General features: G+C 71.8%; 14 protein-coding genes. 6 read left to right on the top strand and 8 right to left on the bottom strand.

Features of this window, described 5'->3' with window-relative positions:
• Both ACIRJR_RS20710 and ACIRJR_RS20715 read left to right on the top strand, forming a co-directional pair.
• Positions 1-1950 carry a fumarate reductase/succinate dehydrogenase flavoprotein subunit gene (locus ACIRJR_RS20710; RefSeq protein WP_403782663.1) on the top strand — a complete coding sequence of 650 codons (1950 nt, stop codon included), beginning with the start codon at positions 1-3 and terminating at the stop codon, positions 1948-1950.
• Complete coding sequence (locus ACIRJR_RS20715) at positions 1947-2693, top strand: succinate dehydrogenase/fumarate reductase iron-sulfur subunit (RefSeq protein ID WP_403782666.1); 747 nt, start codon at positions 1947-1949, stop codon at positions 2691-2693. The genes ACIRJR_RS20710 and ACIRJR_RS20715 overlap by 4 nt, the downstream gene beginning before the upstream one ends.
• A gap of 38 nt (positions 2694-2731) precedes the next feature.
• Here the strand turns inward: ACIRJR_RS20715 and ACIRJR_RS20720 are convergent, their stop codons facing one another.
• From ACIRJR_RS20720 to ACIRJR_RS20730, 3 genes are all read right to left on the bottom strand, one after another.
• The gene (locus ACIRJR_RS20720; protein WP_403782669.1) at positions 2732-5158 is read right to left on the bottom strand and encodes an ABC transporter; all 2427 of its coding nucleotides are present in this window, start codon (positions 5156-5158) and stop codon (positions 2732-2734) included.
• Between the two features lie 98 nt (positions 5159-5256).
• Complete coding sequence (locus ACIRJR_RS20725) at positions 5257-5448, bottom strand: DUF6381 family protein (RefSeq protein WP_358974755.1); 192 nt, start codon at positions 5446-5448, stop codon at positions 5257-5259.
• Between the two features lie 169 nt (positions 5449-5617).
• Positions 5618-6181 (bottom strand): type 1 glutamine amidotransferase domain-containing protein, encoded by a 564-nt coding sequence (locus ACIRJR_RS20730; protein ID WP_403782673.1) that lies wholly within the window; start codon positions 6179-6181, stop codon positions 5618-5620.
• A gap of 40 nt (positions 6182-6221) precedes the next feature.
• On the opposite strand from ACIRJR_RS20730, the gene ACIRJR_RS20735 reads away from it, so the two are divergent.
• Positions 6222-6710: a hypothetical protein gene (locus tag ACIRJR_RS20735; protein ID WP_403782676.1), complete on the top strand. Its 489-nt coding sequence runs from the start codon at positions 6222-6224 to the stop codon at positions 6708-6710.
• 60 nt (positions 6711-6770) lie between these two features.
• Here ACIRJR_RS20735 and ACIRJR_RS20740 read toward each other — a convergent pair whose 3' ends face one another.
• Positions 6771-6986 (bottom strand): dodecin, encoded by a 216-nt coding sequence (locus tag ACIRJR_RS20740; protein WP_403782679.1) that lies wholly within the window; start codon positions 6984-6986, stop codon positions 6771-6773.
• A gap of 202 nt (positions 6987-7188) precedes the next feature.
• On the opposite strand from ACIRJR_RS20740, the gene ACIRJR_RS20745 reads away from it, so the two are divergent.
• From ACIRJR_RS20745 to ACIRJR_RS20755, 3 genes are all read left to right on the top strand, one after another.
• Positions 7189-8442 (top strand): extracellular solute-binding protein, encoded by a 1254-nt coding sequence (locus ACIRJR_RS20745; RefSeq protein ID WP_403782682.1) that lies wholly within the window; start codon positions 7189-7191, stop codon positions 8440-8442.
• Between the two features lie 232 nt (positions 8443-8674).
• A complete protein-coding gene (locus tag ACIRJR_RS20750) occupies positions 8675-9478 on the top strand; it encodes a GNAT family N-acetyltransferase (RefSeq protein WP_403782685.1) in 804 nt (267 codons plus the stop codon).
• Complete coding sequence (locus tag ACIRJR_RS20755) at positions 9475-10320, top strand: lysophospholipid acyltransferase family protein (protein ID WP_403782688.1); 846 nt, start codon at positions 9475-9477, stop codon at positions 10318-10320. Before ACIRJR_RS20750 ends, ACIRJR_RS20755 begins: the two co-directional genes overlap by 4 nt.
• On the opposite strand, the gene egtD is transcribed toward ACIRJR_RS20755, so the two are convergent.
• The 4 genes from egtD to egtA are packed head-to-tail and all read right to left on the bottom strand — an operon-like array spanning position 10263 to position 14611.
• Entirely contained in the window at positions 10263-11225 is a 963-nt protein-coding gene (gene egtD / locus ACIRJR_RS20760) for an L-histidine N(alpha)-methyltransferase (RefSeq protein ID WP_403782691.1), read from the bottom strand. The genes ACIRJR_RS20755 and egtD overlap by 58 nt on opposite strands.
• Positions 11222-11977, bottom strand: a complete 756-nt coding sequence (gene egtC, locus ACIRJR_RS20765) for an ergothioneine biosynthesis protein EgtC (RefSeq protein ID WP_403782694.1) — start codon at positions 11975-11977, stop codon at positions 11222-11224. Before egtC ends, egtD begins: the two co-directional genes overlap by 4 nt.
• Entirely contained in the window at positions 11977-13317 is a 1341-nt protein-coding gene (egtB, locus tag ACIRJR_RS20770; RefSeq protein WP_403782697.1) for an ergothioneine biosynthesis protein EgtB, read from the bottom strand. Before egtB ends, egtC begins: the two co-directional genes overlap by 1 nt.
• Positions 13310-14611, bottom strand: a complete 1302-nt coding sequence (gene egtA, locus ACIRJR_RS20775) for an ergothioneine biosynthesis glutamate--cysteine ligase EgtA (RefSeq protein ID WP_403782700.1) — start codon at positions 14609-14611, stop codon at positions 13310-13312. The genes egtB and egtA overlap by 8 nt, the downstream gene beginning before the upstream one ends.
• Between the last annotated feature and the right edge of the window lie 18 nt (positions 14612-14629).

Below are 14629 nucleotides of genomic sequence, written 5' to 3' on the forward strand. Positions count from 1 at the left end.
ATGAGCGACTACATGAACTACCGCACCGGCGAACCCGTCGTCGACGCCAAGGCTCCCGGGGGTCCCGTCGCCGACCGCTGGGACACCCGCCGCTTCGAGGCGAAGCTCGTCAACCCGGCCAACCGCCGCAAGCACACCGTCATCGTCGTGGGCACCGGACTCGCCGGAGGCTCGGCCGGTGCGACACTGGCCGAACAGGGCTATCACGTCGTCCAGTTCTGCTTCCAGGACTCGCCGCGGCGCGCGCACTCAGTCGCAGCCCAGGGCGGGATCAACGCGGCCAAGAACTACCGCAACGACGGCGACTCGGTCCACCGCCTCTTCTACGACACCGTCAAGGGCGGCGACTTCAGGGCCCGCGAGTCCAACGTCCACCGCCTGGCGCAGATCTCCGTGGAGATCATCGACCAGTGCGTCGCCCAGGGCGTCCCCTTCGCCCGCGAGTACGGCGGCCTCCTCGACAACCGCTCCTTCGGCGGTGTCCAGGTCTCCCGCACCTTCTACGCACGCGGCCAGACGGGACAGCAGCTCCTCCTCGGCGCCTACCAGGCGCTCTCCCGTCAGATCGCCGCGGGCAACGTCGAACTGCACTCCCGCACGGAGATGCTCGACCTGATCGTCGTCGACGGCAAGGCCCGCGGCATCGTGGCCCGTGACCTCGTCACCGGGAAGATCGACACGTACTTCGCCGACGCGGTCGTCCTGGCCAGCGGCGGCTACGGCAACGTCTTCTACCTGTCGACGAACGCCATGAACTCCAACGCCACCGCGATCTGGCGGGCCCACCGCCGCGGCGCCTGGTTCGCGAACCCGTGCTTCACCCAGATCCACCCGACCTGCATCCCGCGCACCGGTGACCACCAGTCCAAGCTGACGCTGATGAGTGAGTCCCTGCGCAACGACGGGCGCATCTGGGTCCCGAAGGCCAAGGGCGACGACCGCCCCGCCCGGCAGATCCCGGAGGACGAGCGGGACTACTACCTGGAGCGCGTCTACCCGGCCTTCGGCAACCTCGTGCCCCGTGACATCGCCTCCCGCGCCGCGAAGAACGTCTGCGACGAGGGCCGGGGCGTCGGCCCCGGCGGCCAGGGCGTCTACCTCGACTTCGCCGAGGCCATCGCGCGCATGGGCAGGAAGAAGGTCGAGGAGAAGTACGGCAACCTCTTCGACATGTACGCCCGCATCACCGCGGAGGACCCGTACGAGACGCCGATGCGCATCTACCCCGCCGTGCACTACACGATGGGCGGCCTCTGGGTCGACTACGACCTCCAGACCACGATCCCCGGCCTCTTCGCCATCGGTGAGGCCAACTTCTCCGACCACGGGGCCAACCGACTCGGTGCCTCCGCGCTGATGCAGGGCCTCGCCGACGGCTACTTCGTCCTGCCGTCCACCATCAACGACTACCTCGCCCGCAACCCGCACACCGAGGCGGTCGACGCCGGCCACCCGGCGGTCACGGAGGCGGTCGCCGACACCGAGGACCGGCTCAACCTGCTCCTCGCGGTCGACGGTGACCGCACCCCCGACTCCTTCCACCGTGAGATCGGCGAACTCATGTGGGAGTTCTGCGGGATGGCCCGCACCGAGGAAGGGCTCCGCGAGGCCCTGGACCGGATCCCGCGGATCCGCGAGGAGTTCTGGCGCCGCGTCAAGGTGCCAGGCACCGGCGAACAGTTCAACCAGTCGCTGGAGAAGGCCAACCGCGTCGTCGACTACCTGGAGCTCGCCGAGCTCATGTGCCTCGACGCCCTGCACCGCGCCGAATCCTGCGGCGGCCACTTCCGCGAGGAGTCGCAGACCCCGGACGGCGAGGCCGCCCGCCGGGACGACGAGTTCTCCTACGCCGCCGCCTGGGAGTTCGGCGGCACCGGCGACGCTCCCGTCCTGCACAAGGAAGACCTCGTCTTCGAGTACGTCCACCCCACTCAGCGGAGCTACGCATGAAGCTCACCCTGCGCGTCTGGCGCCAGCAGAACGCCGAGGCGCCCGGCGCCATGGCCACCTACGAAGTCGACGGCATCTCGCCGGACATGTCGTTCCTGGAGATGCTCGACACCCTCAACGAGGAACTCACCCTCGGCGGGGACGAGCCCGTGGCCTTCGACCACGACTGCCGCGAAGGCATCTGCGGCGCGTGCAGCCTCGTCATCAACGGCGACGCCCACGGCCCGGAGCGGACCACCACCTGTCAGCTGCACATGCGGTCCTTCAGCGACGGCGACACGATCGACATCGAGCCGTGGCGCGCCTCGGCCTTCCCGGTGGTGAAGGACCTGGTCGTCGACCGCTCCTCCTTCGACCGGATCATCCAGTCCGGCGGATACATCTCGGCGCCCACCGGCACGGCACCCGACGCGCACGCCACACCCGTGCCCAAGCCCGACGCCGACTCCGCCTTCGAGCACGCCGAGTGCATCGGCTGCGGTGCCTGCGTGGCCGCCTGTCCGAACGGCTCGGCGATGCTCTTCACCTCGGCCAAGATCAACCACCTCAACGTGCTCCCGCAGGGCGCGCCCGAGCGGGAGACCCGGGTGCTCGACATGGTCGCCACCATGGACGACGAGGGGTTCGGCGGCTGCACCCTCACCGGCGAATGCGCGACGGCCTGTCCCAAGGGCATCCCGCTGCCCTCGATCACCGCGATGAACAAGGAGTGGCTGCGCGCCACCCGCAAGGTGCGCCGCTGACCCCCCGCCGCTGACCACGCGCCTCCGTCGGCGGGGAGTCAGCCCGTCCGCAACGCCTTCGCCAGGTACGCGGCCGTACGGCTCCCCGCCGCGCGGGCGACCTCCCGCGGAGTGCCGGTGGCGACGATCCGGCCGCCCCGGTCCCCGCCCCCCGGCCCCAGGTCGATCACCCGGTCCGCACCGGCCACCACCGCCATGTCGTGCTCCACGACCACCACCGTGTTCCCCGCGTCCACCAGGCCGTGCAACTGCCGCATCAGCACCTCCACATCGGCGGGGTGCAGCCCGGTCGTCGGCTCGTCCAGCAGATACATGGTGTGCCCCCGCCGGGCGCGCTGGAGCTCCGTGGCGAGCTTGATCCGCTGCGCCTCACCGCCCGACAGCTCGGTCGCCGGCTGCCCCAGGCGCAGATAGCCGAGCCCTACGTCGAGGAGCGCCCGCAGGCTGCGCTCGGCCGCCGGGGTCCCGGCGAGGAATCCGGCGGCCGCCTCCACCGTCAGGTCCAGCACCCCGGCGATCGTGAGGCCGCGCAGGGTGACTTCGAGGGTCCGCGGGTTGTAGCGCGCGCCGTGGCAGTCCGGGCAGGGTGCGTACGTGCTGGGCAGGAACAGCAGCTCGACCGATACGAACCCCTCGCCCTGACAGGTCTCGCACCGCCCGCCCGCCACGTTGAACGAGAACCGGCCGGCGCGGTACTCCCTGGCCCGCGCCGTCTCCGTCTCCGCGAAGAGCTTGCGCACCACGTCGAACAGCCCCGTGTACGTGGCCAGGTTGGACCGTGGTGTACGGCCGATGGGTTTCTGGTCGACCTGCACGAGCCGGTCCACCGCCTCAAGGCCCTCCGCCGACCCGCACCCCCGCACCACCGGTCCGGCGGGGGCCTCGGCGGACTCGGCCGGCCGGCGGTCGGCGAGTACACCCGCCAGCACCTGGCCGACGAGGGTCGACTTGCCCGACCCCGACACACCGGTCACGGCCGTCAGCACGCCGAGCGGGAACGAGGCGTCGACTCCGCGCACGTTGTGCAGGTCGACCCCGTACAGCGTGATCCAGCCGGAGGGCACACGGGGCTCCCGCGCCGGTGCCGGATCCTCGTCGAAGAGGAACCGACGGGTCGCGGATCCGGCCACGCCGGCGAGGTCCGCCGGAGGGCCGCTGTGCAGCACCCGGCCCCCGTGCTCGCCCGCCAGCGGTCCGACATCCACCAGCCAGTCCGCCCGCCGCACCACATCCATCTGGTGCTCCACCACGAACACCGAGTTCCCCGCCTCCTTGAGCCTGCCGAGCACGCCGAGCAGCGACTCCGTGTCGGCGGGGTGGAGGCCCGCCGACGGCTCGTCCAGCACGTAGACGACGCCGAACAGCCCCGACCTCAGCTGTGTGGCGAGCCTCAGCCGCTGCAGCTCGCCCGAGGACAGGGACGGCGCCGTACGGTCGAGGCTGAGATAGCCGAGGCCGAGCTCGGTGACCGGCTCGATCCTGGCCAGCAGATCGGCCGTCAGCACGCGTGCGGTGTCGCTCCCCCCGCCGGACTCCAGCAGCACCTGGGTGAGCGCACTCAGGGGAAGCGCGACGAGCTCCGCGATCGTGCGGCCCGCGAAAGTGACCGCCATCGCCTCCGCCCGCAGCCGGCCGCCCCCGCACACCGGACACGGCGCGCTCGTCAGGAAGCGTTCCGCCTTCGCCCGCAGTGACCGGCTCCTGGTGTCGGCGAAGGTGTGCATCACATAGCGGCGCGCGCTCATGTACGTACCCTGGTAGGGACGCTGGATGCGCCCCGCGTCGCGCACCGGATGGACCGTCACCACCGGCTGTTCGTCGGTGAACAGGATCCATTCACGGTCCTGCGCCTTCAACTCCCGCCACGGCCTCTCGACGTCGTACCCGAGGGCGTCCAGCACATCTCGGAGGTTCTTTCCCTGCCAGGCCCCGGGCCAGGCCGCGATCGCCCCCTCCCGGATCGACAACGACGCGTCGGGTACGAGCAGTTCCTCGGTGGTGCGGTGGATCAGCCCCAGCCCGTGGCACTCGGGGCACGCCCCGGCCGCGGTGTTCGGCGAGAAGGAGTCGGAGTCGAGCCGCCCCGCGCCCGGCGGGTAGTCACCGGCGCGGGAGAAGAGCATCCGCAGGGAGTTGGACAGTGTCGTCACCGTCCCCACCGAGGAGCGGGACCCGGGCGCCGACCGGCGCTGTTCCAGGGACACGGCCGGCGGCAGTCCGGTGATCTCCCCGACATCGGGCGCCCCGACCTGATGGATCAGCCGGCGGGCGTACGGCGCGACCGACTCGAAGTAGCGGCGCTGGGCCTCAGCGTAGATCGTCCCGAAGGCCAGGGAGGACTTCCCCGAGCCCGAGACGCCGGTGAAGACCGCGAGGGCGTCGCGCGGGATGTCGACGTCCACATCGCGGAGATTGTGCTCGCGCGCGCCGCGCACCCGGACGTACGGATCGTGGGGGGTGGACATCGGCGGTGCTTCTCCCATGGGGACGGGGTGGGGGTGGGCGGGCTCTGCCGGTGATCCTCCCGCACGGGTGAGAACCACCGGCAGCGCGGGGGCCGGTCCTACACCATCGGGTCCATGCCGCGGTCGGTCATGGAGCTCTCCTGCTCGCTCTGCTCTCGCAGCCGGCGGGCCTTGTCCTGGAGTCGCTGCCGCTGCTCCGGATCGGTGGCGCGCTCCGCGGCCTCGTTGAGTTCCTGCGCCTTGGCCCGCAGCTGTCTGACCCGGCCGCCTGACTCACCTGCAACGCTCATGATCACTCCTGGATCTGTGGGGAGCGGACCCTCTCAGCGAAACAGTGCCCCGGCCCGCCTGCATCTCGAACCGTCGCTCTCGGCGACCGGCTGGTGCCACGTCCGGGCCTGGGCCGCTCCTGTGTGTATTGATCACGAGCGGGGAACAACGGCGTGAGGCTCTCGGACGCTAGGCAGTCGCCGAGAGCTCCCTGCGGATCTCGCCGATGAAGTCGTCCAGGTCGTCGGGCGTGCGAGAGGTGATCAGGGTCCACCCGCCGCCGTCGTCCCTGACGACGGACGTGTCCACCCAGCTGCCGCCCGCGTTCCGGATGTCCGTCCGGAGCGAGGGGTAGGAGGTGAGGGTCTTGTCCCTCACGACGTCCGACTCGACGAGAGCCCAGGGGCCGTGGCAGATGGCCGCCACCGGCCGGCCGGTCGTGGTGAACGAGCGGACGATCCGGGTGGTGGCCTCCTGCTGGCGCAGCTTGTCGGCGTTGAGGGTTCCGCCGGGCACGAGCAGCAGGTCGTAGCCGGCCGGATCCACGTCGGCCAGGGTCAGCGAGGGCCGTACGGTCTCGCCCGGGTCCTTGTCACCCACGAGCGTCCGGACGGGGTCCGTCGAGACCGCCGCGATGTCCACCGTGGCGCCGTCCGCGCGCATCTGCCGCACGGGCAGCACGAGTTCGTCCTGTTCGACGCCGTAATTGGTCACGATCGCCAGGGCTCGGCGTCCTTCGAGGCCGTCGGTCATCCGTCTATCCTCTCTGCGTGATCTCCAGGATGGGAGTGCGTTGAGCGAGTACCCTCGGCCGCTGGCCGTATTCGATCTTGACGGAACGATCGCCGACAGCGGTCACCGGCAGCACTTCCTCCAGGGCCGGCGGCGCGACTGGGCGCGTTTCTTCTCGGCGGCACCCCACGACCCCCCACTGGAGGAGGGGGTACGCCTGGTTCTGGCGAGCGCGGAGGAGTGCGAGATCGTGTACCTGACCGGCCGCCCGGAGCGGTGCCGCAGGGACACCGTGGACTGGCTGACGCGGCAGGGGCTGCCGCGGGGTGATGTCCACATGAGGCGCGACGGTGATCGCCGCCCGGCTAGCCGCACCAAACTGGAGGAGCTGGAACGCCTGGGCCGTGATCGCGAGGTGCGCGTCTTCGTCGACGACGACGAGCTGGTGTGTGACGCGGCCGAACGAGCCGGATTCACGGTCGTACGCGCTCGGTGGGCCGTCACCCCGCAGTCGATGAGGCACGCGCAGCAGCGCGACGGGCGGACCTGACGCGGCTCTTTCCGGACGCCGCCCGTGCCACGTGCCGGCTCATGCGCCGAGGCCAACGGGTCAGGCGTCGCCGTCGAGCCGGAAGCCGACCTTGAGCCCCACCTGGTAGTGGGCGATGCGGCCGTTCTCGATGTGGCCGCGGACCTGGGTCATCTCGAACCAGTCGAGATTGTGCAACGTTTCGGCGGCTCTTGCGACGCCGTTCCGGATCGCCGCGTCGATGCCCTCCTCGGAGGTTCCTACGATCTCGGTGACCCGGTAGGTGTGGTTCGACATCTAATGTCTCCTTTCGTGATTCCACGGTGCCTCACTCGACGTCCTCGCGCGAGGCGTCCAGGCCGGTGATCCACTCCGGCCGGGCCTTGACCTGCGGATTGGTCCATACCAGACTCCGGGTCATACGCCCGTGCGAGCGCCGCCCGCAGCCCCCCACCCGGGTCTGTCGTGTTGTCGTGCCGTTTCGCAGAAGGTGACCCCCGTGAAGATCCGCATACTGGCCGGAGCCGTCGCGCTCGTTTCCTCCGTCACGCTGAGCGGCTGTGGTCTTCTCCCCGGTGAGGGTCCCGACACCAGCACCGTGACGGTGTGGCTGATGAAGGGCAGTGCCTCGCAGGGGTTCCTGGACCGCTTCAAGGAGTCGTACGAGGCCGAGAACCCTTCGGTCGAACTGGAGTTCACGATCCAGGAGTGGGGCGGCATCGGCCCCAAGGTCATGAAGGCGATCGAGGGTGACGACGCACCGGATGTCATCGAGGTCGGCAACACCCAGGTCGCCCAGTACGCGGAGAGCGGTGAGCTGCGCGATCTCACCCTGGAGTCGATGCGTGACCTGGGCGGGGAGGACTGGCTGCCGGGGCTCGCCGAACCGGGCAAGGTCAACGGAGGGCAGTACGGAATCCCCTGGTACGCGGCCAACCGCGTGGTGATCTACAACAAGGACCTCTTCGCGGAGGCGGGGATCACCGAACTCCCCAAGACCCGTGCGGAGTGGGTGGACGTCACCGAGCGCCTGAACGCCGACGGCCGGCAGGGAATCTACCTCGCCGGGCAGAACTGGTACGTGCTCTCCGGGTTCATCTGGGACGAGGGCGGCGAGCTGGCCGACGACGGAGGCGGCGACTGGGAGGGCGCGCTCCACTCACCCGCCGCGCTGCGGGGCATGGACTACTACAAGACGCTGCAGGCACTCGGCGGCGGCCCCAAGGACGCCGACGAGCAGTCGCCCCCGGAGACCGACGTATTCGCCGAGGGAGGGGTCGCCCAGATCATCTCCGTGCCCGGCAGCGCCGCGCTCATCGAGCAGCAGAATCCGGAACTCAAGGGAAAGCTCGGCTACTTCCCCATTCCCGGCAAGACGGCGAACAAGCCGGGGTCCGTCTTCACCGGAGGGTCCGACCTGATCGTCCCCGAGGGGGCCGACCAGCGGGGCGAGGGCATCGAGGTCGTCAAGGCCCTCGCGGGGGAGAAGTGGCAGACCGAGCTCGCCCGGGCCATGAGCTACGTGCCCAACAAACCCGCCCTGGCGGGCGTGGTCGAAGGCCAGGAGGGGACGTCGGCGATGGCCGTGGGTGCCACCGAGGGCCGAGCGACCCCCAACTCGCCGTTCTGGCCCACCGTGGAGGCGGACAACCCGATCAAGCCGTACATGACGGCGGTGCTGGAAGGCGGCGATCCGGCGGAGGAGGCGAAGAAGGCGTCCGACCGCATCACGTCGAAGCTGGCCATCGGCTGACTCTCCTGAGGGCGGTCCGCGCGAGGCGACGCGGGCCGGCCGGATTCAGGGCGGACCGCGGAGCCGGGAGACGCGGTCCGCCCGCGAACCGGGGGATTCAGCCGTCGCACATCCGCTCGCTCCACGGCGGTCACGTCGAATCCAGCCGGTCACGGAAGAAGTAGGGAGTCGGGCCGTCGCACCTGCGCGGCGGTCCGTCAGCCGCCCCGCTGATCCGTCCCCGGAGACTGCCATGACCGTGCTGCCCCTCACCTCCCCCGCTCCCGCACCCGTCGGTGTACCCGCGCCGCGCCCGGCCGCCCCTTCGGCCTACCGGGTCTCCCTGGCCACCTGCCAGGACGACGTACGGGCGGCCCAGCGGCTGCGCCACCTCGTGTTCGCCGGAGAGCTCGGCGCGCGGCTCGACAGCGCCGAACCCGGCCTGGACAGTGATGCCTTCGACGCCCACTGCGACCACCTCCTGGTGCGAGAGGTGGCCACCGGGGACGTCGTCGCCACCTACCGGCTGCTGCCGCCCGAAGGAGCCAGGCTCGCGGGCGGCCTCTACGCGGAGGGCGAGTTCGACCTCACCCGGCTCGACCCGATCCGGGACGACCTCGTCGAGGTCGGGCGGTCCTGCGTCCATCCCGCCCACCGGGACGGTGCCGTCATCGCCCTGATCTGGGCGGGGCTCGCCCGCTACATGGAGCGCACCGGGCACACCTGGCTGGCCGGCTGCTGCTCCGTACCCCTCGCCGACGGAGGGGCCCTGGCCGCCAGGAGCTGGGAGACCGTCCGGACCCACAACCTGGCGCCGGAGGAGTACTGGGTCACGCCTCACCGCCTCTGGGACACCACGGGCCACCCCGGCGGCACCGCCGGCCGGGCCGGACTCCCCCCGCTGCTGCGCGGCTACCTGCGGCTCGGCGCCTGGGTCTGCGGGGCCCCGGCCCACGACCCGGATTTCGACGTCGCCGACCTCTACGTCCTGCTCTCGATGCGCCGCACCGACCCGCGATACCTGCGCCACTTCCTCTCCCTGGCCCCGCTGCGATGAGCGCCTGGCTGCCCGTCGCCCCCTGCACCCCGCGCGACTGCGCGCGCCACGAGGGCGCCACACGCTCCCCGCTGCCCGCGGCGGCCCTGCTGCTCGCCGGATGCGCCCTCACCTTCCTCGGGGTGCTCTGCGTGCCCGCGGTGCTGCTGCTGGGGACCTCGTACCGCGACCGGCTGATCCGCCGGTGGGCGTCCACGGTGGTGCGTGCCTTCGGCGTACGCGTCCGGGTCACCGGTGGGCAGGCCGACGGGAAGGCCCGGCCCCCCGCGGGTGAACTGGTGGTCGCCAACCACGTCTCCTGGCTGGACATCCCGCTGGTGGCCTCGGTCCTGCCCGCCCGCATGGTCGCCAAGAGCGAGATACGGGACTGGCCGCTGCTCGGGCCGCTCGCCGCGTTCGGCGGCACGCTGTTCATCGAGCGGGACAGGCTGCGGGCCCTGCCGCACGCCGTCAGGGTCATCGCCGGGGCGCTGGCCGCCGGATCGCGCGTGGCGGTGTTCCCGCAAGGGAGCACCTGGTGCGGCCGGAGCGGTGGCGGCCGGTTCCGGCACGCCGCCTTCCAGGCGGCGATCGACGCGGGCTCCGCGGTGCGCCCCGTCCGGATCAGCTACCGGACGGCCGGGACGACGAACGCGGCGGGAGCCGCCGCGTTCGTCGGGGACGACCCGCTGGCCGCCTCTCTGTGGCGCGTGGTGACCGCCGCCGGGCTCACCGCCGAGATACGGATCCTGCCGCCGGTCCCCGCCGGAGCCGAGCCCGGACGGCGGGCGCTGGCGCGCGCGGCTCAGTCCGCCGTCGACAACGACAACGCGAACCTGCCCGCCGTGTCCGTCCACCACTGATCCAGCCGCAGGCCAGCGGCGGCCAGCTCGTCGCGCACCTTCTCCTCGCGGAACTTCGCCGAGATCTCCGTGCGCAACTCCTCGCCCTCCTCGAACTGCACCACGAGATCCAGCTCCCGGATCTTGACCGTCAGCGCCCGGCGCGCCCGCAGCCGCATCTCGATCCACTCACGGTCCGGGTCCCAGAGGGCCACATGGCCGAAGTCGTCGGGCGTGAAGTCCGCACCCAGCTCACGGTTCACCACCGTCAGCACGTTCTTGTTGAACGCGGCGGTCACGCCCGCGTCGTCGTCGTACGCCGCGACGAGCGTCGCCTCGTCCTTGACCAGGTCCGTGCCGAGCAGCAGCCCGTCGCCGGGCGCGAGCCGCGCCCGGACGGAGCGCAGGAACTCCGCGCGCTCCTCCGGAAGCAGATTGCCGAGCGTGCCGCCGAGGAACACGACCAGTCGCGGGCCGGGGCTCTCGGGCAGTTCCAGGTCCTGGGTGAAATCGGCGACGAGCGCGTGCACGTCGAGCTCCGGACGTTCGGCCAGCAGCGCCTCGGCCGCGCCCGCGAGCGCGCTCTCACTGACGTCGACCGGCACGTAGGTGTGCAGGTCCGGCAGCGCGTCCAGCAGGTGCCTGGTCTTCTCCGAGGAACCGGACCCCAGCTCGATCAGGGTCCTCGCCCCGGACGCCTCGGCGATCTCACCGGCACGGGCGACGAGGATCTCCCGCTCGGCACGCGTCGGGTAGTACTCGGCCAGCCGGGTGATCTCCTCGAAGAGGTCGCTGCCGCGCGCGTCGTAGAACCACTTGGGCGGCAGCGTCTTCGGGTGCCGGGTCAGACCGTCCAGCACATCGGCGCGCAGCGCCGCGTCCGTCGCGTCCGCAGGCAGGGTGCGGGTCAGCAGGAAGGGACTCACGCGGTGGGCTCCTTGAGCGGGGTGAGCAGGACATCGGTGCGTGTCGCGGCCAGCAGGGTGCGGTCCGGGACCTCGCGCCAGAACGGATCGTCGTCGTACGGCTCCGAGGCCACCACCGTGCGGCGGCCCGGTTCGTGCAGGTACCAGAGGGAGTCGCCCCAGGCGGTCGCCACGATCGTCGAACCGTCGGTCAGCAGAAGATTGAGGCGGGAACCGGGAGCGGCGGCGGCGACGTCGAGCACGGTGTCGGCGACCGCCCGGGCTATCTCGTCACCCTGCGCCGTCCGCTGGAGCACCAGGGCCCAGATCAGGGCCGAATCGCTCCGCGCCGCGAGGGCGAGCATCCGCTCGGGCGGCAGCGAACCGGCCAGCGGCGTCAGGGAGCCGGGCCACCCCGCCACAGCACCGTTGTGGCTGAACAGCAGAGCGCCCTCGGCGAAGGGAGCCGCGGCCGCCTCGCCGTCCGCCCCGGCGAACGTCGCGTCACGCACGGCGGCGAGCACCGCCGTGCTGCGCACCACGCGGGCCAGGTCGGCGAACGTCTCGTCGCCCCAGACGGGCCCGCTGCGGCGGTAGCGGCCCGGGACGGGGTCCCCGTCCGCGTACCAGCCCACTCCGAACCCGTCGGCGTTGACCGTGCCGTTCCGCTGGCGCCGGGGTTCCCACGACTGGCGCACCAGACTGTGGGCGGGGGAGGTGAGCACCTCCCCGAGAGCCACCAGCGGTCCGATGTAAGCGATATGACGGCACATCAGGCATCCCTCGCGGTACGGAAACCGGAGAAGATCTGGCGCCGGACGGGAAGGTCCCAGTTGCGGAACGTGCCGCGGCACGCCACCGCGTCCACGGCGAACGAACCCCCGCGCAGCACCTTGTGCCCGGGGCCGAAGAACACCTCCGAGTACTCGCGGTACGGGAACGCGACGAAGCCGGGATAGGGCAGGAAGTCGCTCGACGTCCACTCCCACACGTCGCCGATCATCTGACCCGCCCCCGCCGGGGACCGGCCGGAGGCGTACGCACCGGCGGCGGCGGGCCGCAGGTGGCGCTGGCCCAGATTGGCCCGCTCGGGTGTCGGGTCCTCATCGCCCCAGGGGTAGCGCAGTGAACGCCCGGAGGCCGGGTCGTGACGGGCGGCCTTCTCCCACTCCGGCTCGGTCGGCAGACGCCGGCCCGCCCAGCGGGCGTACGCGTCCGCCTCGTACCAGCTGACGTGCAGCACCGGTTCGTCCGCCGCCACGGGTTCGGTCACCCCGAAACGCCGCCGCAGCCACTGCCCCGCGTCCCGGTGCCAGAACAGGGGTGCGGTCAGGCGATGTTCGCCGACCATCGCCCAGCCCTCGGGCGCCCACCAGCGTTCGTCGGTGTAGCCGCCGTCCTCGATGAAGCGCTGGTACGCGCCGCAGGTGACCGGAGCGGTGTCGATGTGGAACGCGTCCACGTCGCGCCGGTGCGCCGGGCGTTCGTTGTCCAGCGCCCAGGGCTCTGTGGAGGTGCCCATGGTGAAGGGGCCGCCGGGGACGAGGACTTCGGCCGGAAGGGTGAGCGGGCCGGTGGGATCCGGAGGCTCCGGGGCGGTGAGCACCGCGGGTCCGGAGCGCAGCTGATGGGTGATCAGCATCGTCTCGTCGTGCTGCTGTTCGTGCTGGGCGACCATGCCGAAGGCGAACCCCGCCCGTTCCAGCCGCCGTCCCCCGTCGTGGAGCGGAGCGCCGACCAGGATGTCCAGGGCCCGGCCGCGTACGGCGGCCGCGTACGTCCGGGCCTCGGCCGGCTCCAGCAGGGGCAGCGAGGGGCGGCTGGCCCGGGAGTGCTCGAACGCGTCGTACAGGCCGTCGATCTCGGGGCGCAGCGCGTCACGCCCGCCGACCGCCCGCAGCAGCCACAGCTCCTCCTGGTTGCCGATGTGCGCAAGGTCCCAGACCAGGGGCGACATCAAAGGGGAGTGCTGCGCGGTGAGCTCGTGGTCGTCCACGCTGTCGGTCAGCAGCGCGGTGCGCTCGCGCGCGGTGAGGAGCGCGGCCAGGGCACGCTCACGCAGTGCCTCGGGGCCGGTCTCCCCGACCGTGTGCGGAGCCGGAGTGTCAGTCATCGGACAAGCCCTTTCCGTGCGGCGGCCGTGCCGGATCGAGAAGATCGTCGGCCGGACATCGGCCCCGGGCCACATAGCGGTCGTGGAAGGCGGCGACCGTGCCGAGGACGTGGTCGCTCGCCCCGATCCTCGGCAGCGCCTCGAGAGCCGTGGTGAAGCAGGCCGCCGCCGCCGCGGCCAGTTCCGGATCGCTCAACCCGTCGCGTGCGGCAGCGGTCCACAGCGGATTGCGCGGTGCGGCCGCGGGGCCCGCGGTCTCCGCCAGCGGTTTCACGGTGCGGTACACGGTCTCCGCCGCCTCCGGGTCGTCGAACAGCGCGGTGGTGACCGCCAGTGGCACCAGCCACCCGTCGGTGCCGGACTGTGCGTCGATCATGCGCAGCTCCAGATGCCCGCGGGGGCGCACCGGGGGGAACAGCGTGGTCAGGTGGTAGTCGAGATCGGCCCGCACCGCCGGCCTCGGTCCGCCTCCGCGGATCCAGTCCCGGAACGTCAGACCGTCCGGGACGGCCCAGGGGCCGTCGCCGTTCCGGACGCACATCACCGGCGTGGCGAGGACATGGGCGGCCCAGGCCTCCCGGGGTGCGAGACGGGCCTGGGGCGCGAGCGACCTGGCCGGATCGAGATCGGCCCACAGTGCCTGCCGGCTCGACCGCCAGCCCGTGCGCCGTCCCTGGCGGAACGGCGAATTGGCGAACGCCGCCACCAGCACCGCGCCCAGCAGGTCTCCGAGCTGCCAGCGCCGCGCGTAGCCCAGCGGACCCGGCTCCTCCTCACCCGCGTCCAGGCACACCTGCACCGAGGCGGACGTGCACATCATGGCCCGGCCGGCGGGTCCCGAGCGGTCGAGCGCCGCCTCCATGGCGTCGTAACGCGGCTCCTGGAGCAGTCGGCGCGGAGCCTGCCACGGGTCGACGCCCAGGCCCGCCAGGACCAGCCCGGCACGGCCGAGCGTGTCGCGGACCGAGGCCAGGTCGGCGGCCGTGGTGTCGACGCACTCCATGAGGGAAGCCGCGGGCTGGGAGCTGAGCTCCAGCTGACCTCCGGGTTCGAAGGTCAGGGCGGCGTCCAGCGGAGTCGCGCGCACGGCGTCGGCCGCGGCGCGGAGGCGGTCGTGGGGGACAGCGGCCTCGGGACGTTCAAGGTCGTGCAGGAGCCATTCCAGCTCCACGCCCACCGTCCGGGGCGGTCCCGTCTTGAAACATATGCCGCGGAGCAGATCCTCCGCCTCCTCCTCGCCGAGGGGCGCCGCGTCGACGGGCGGACCGTGCTGGCCGAGAGTGTCCGGGGGCATGCCTGGGCCTCCTTTCCG

Source organism: Streptomyces sp. NPDC102402, from assembly GCF_044765765.1.
GTDB lineage: Bacteria > Actinomycetota > Actinomycetes > Streptomycetales > Streptomycetaceae > Streptomyces.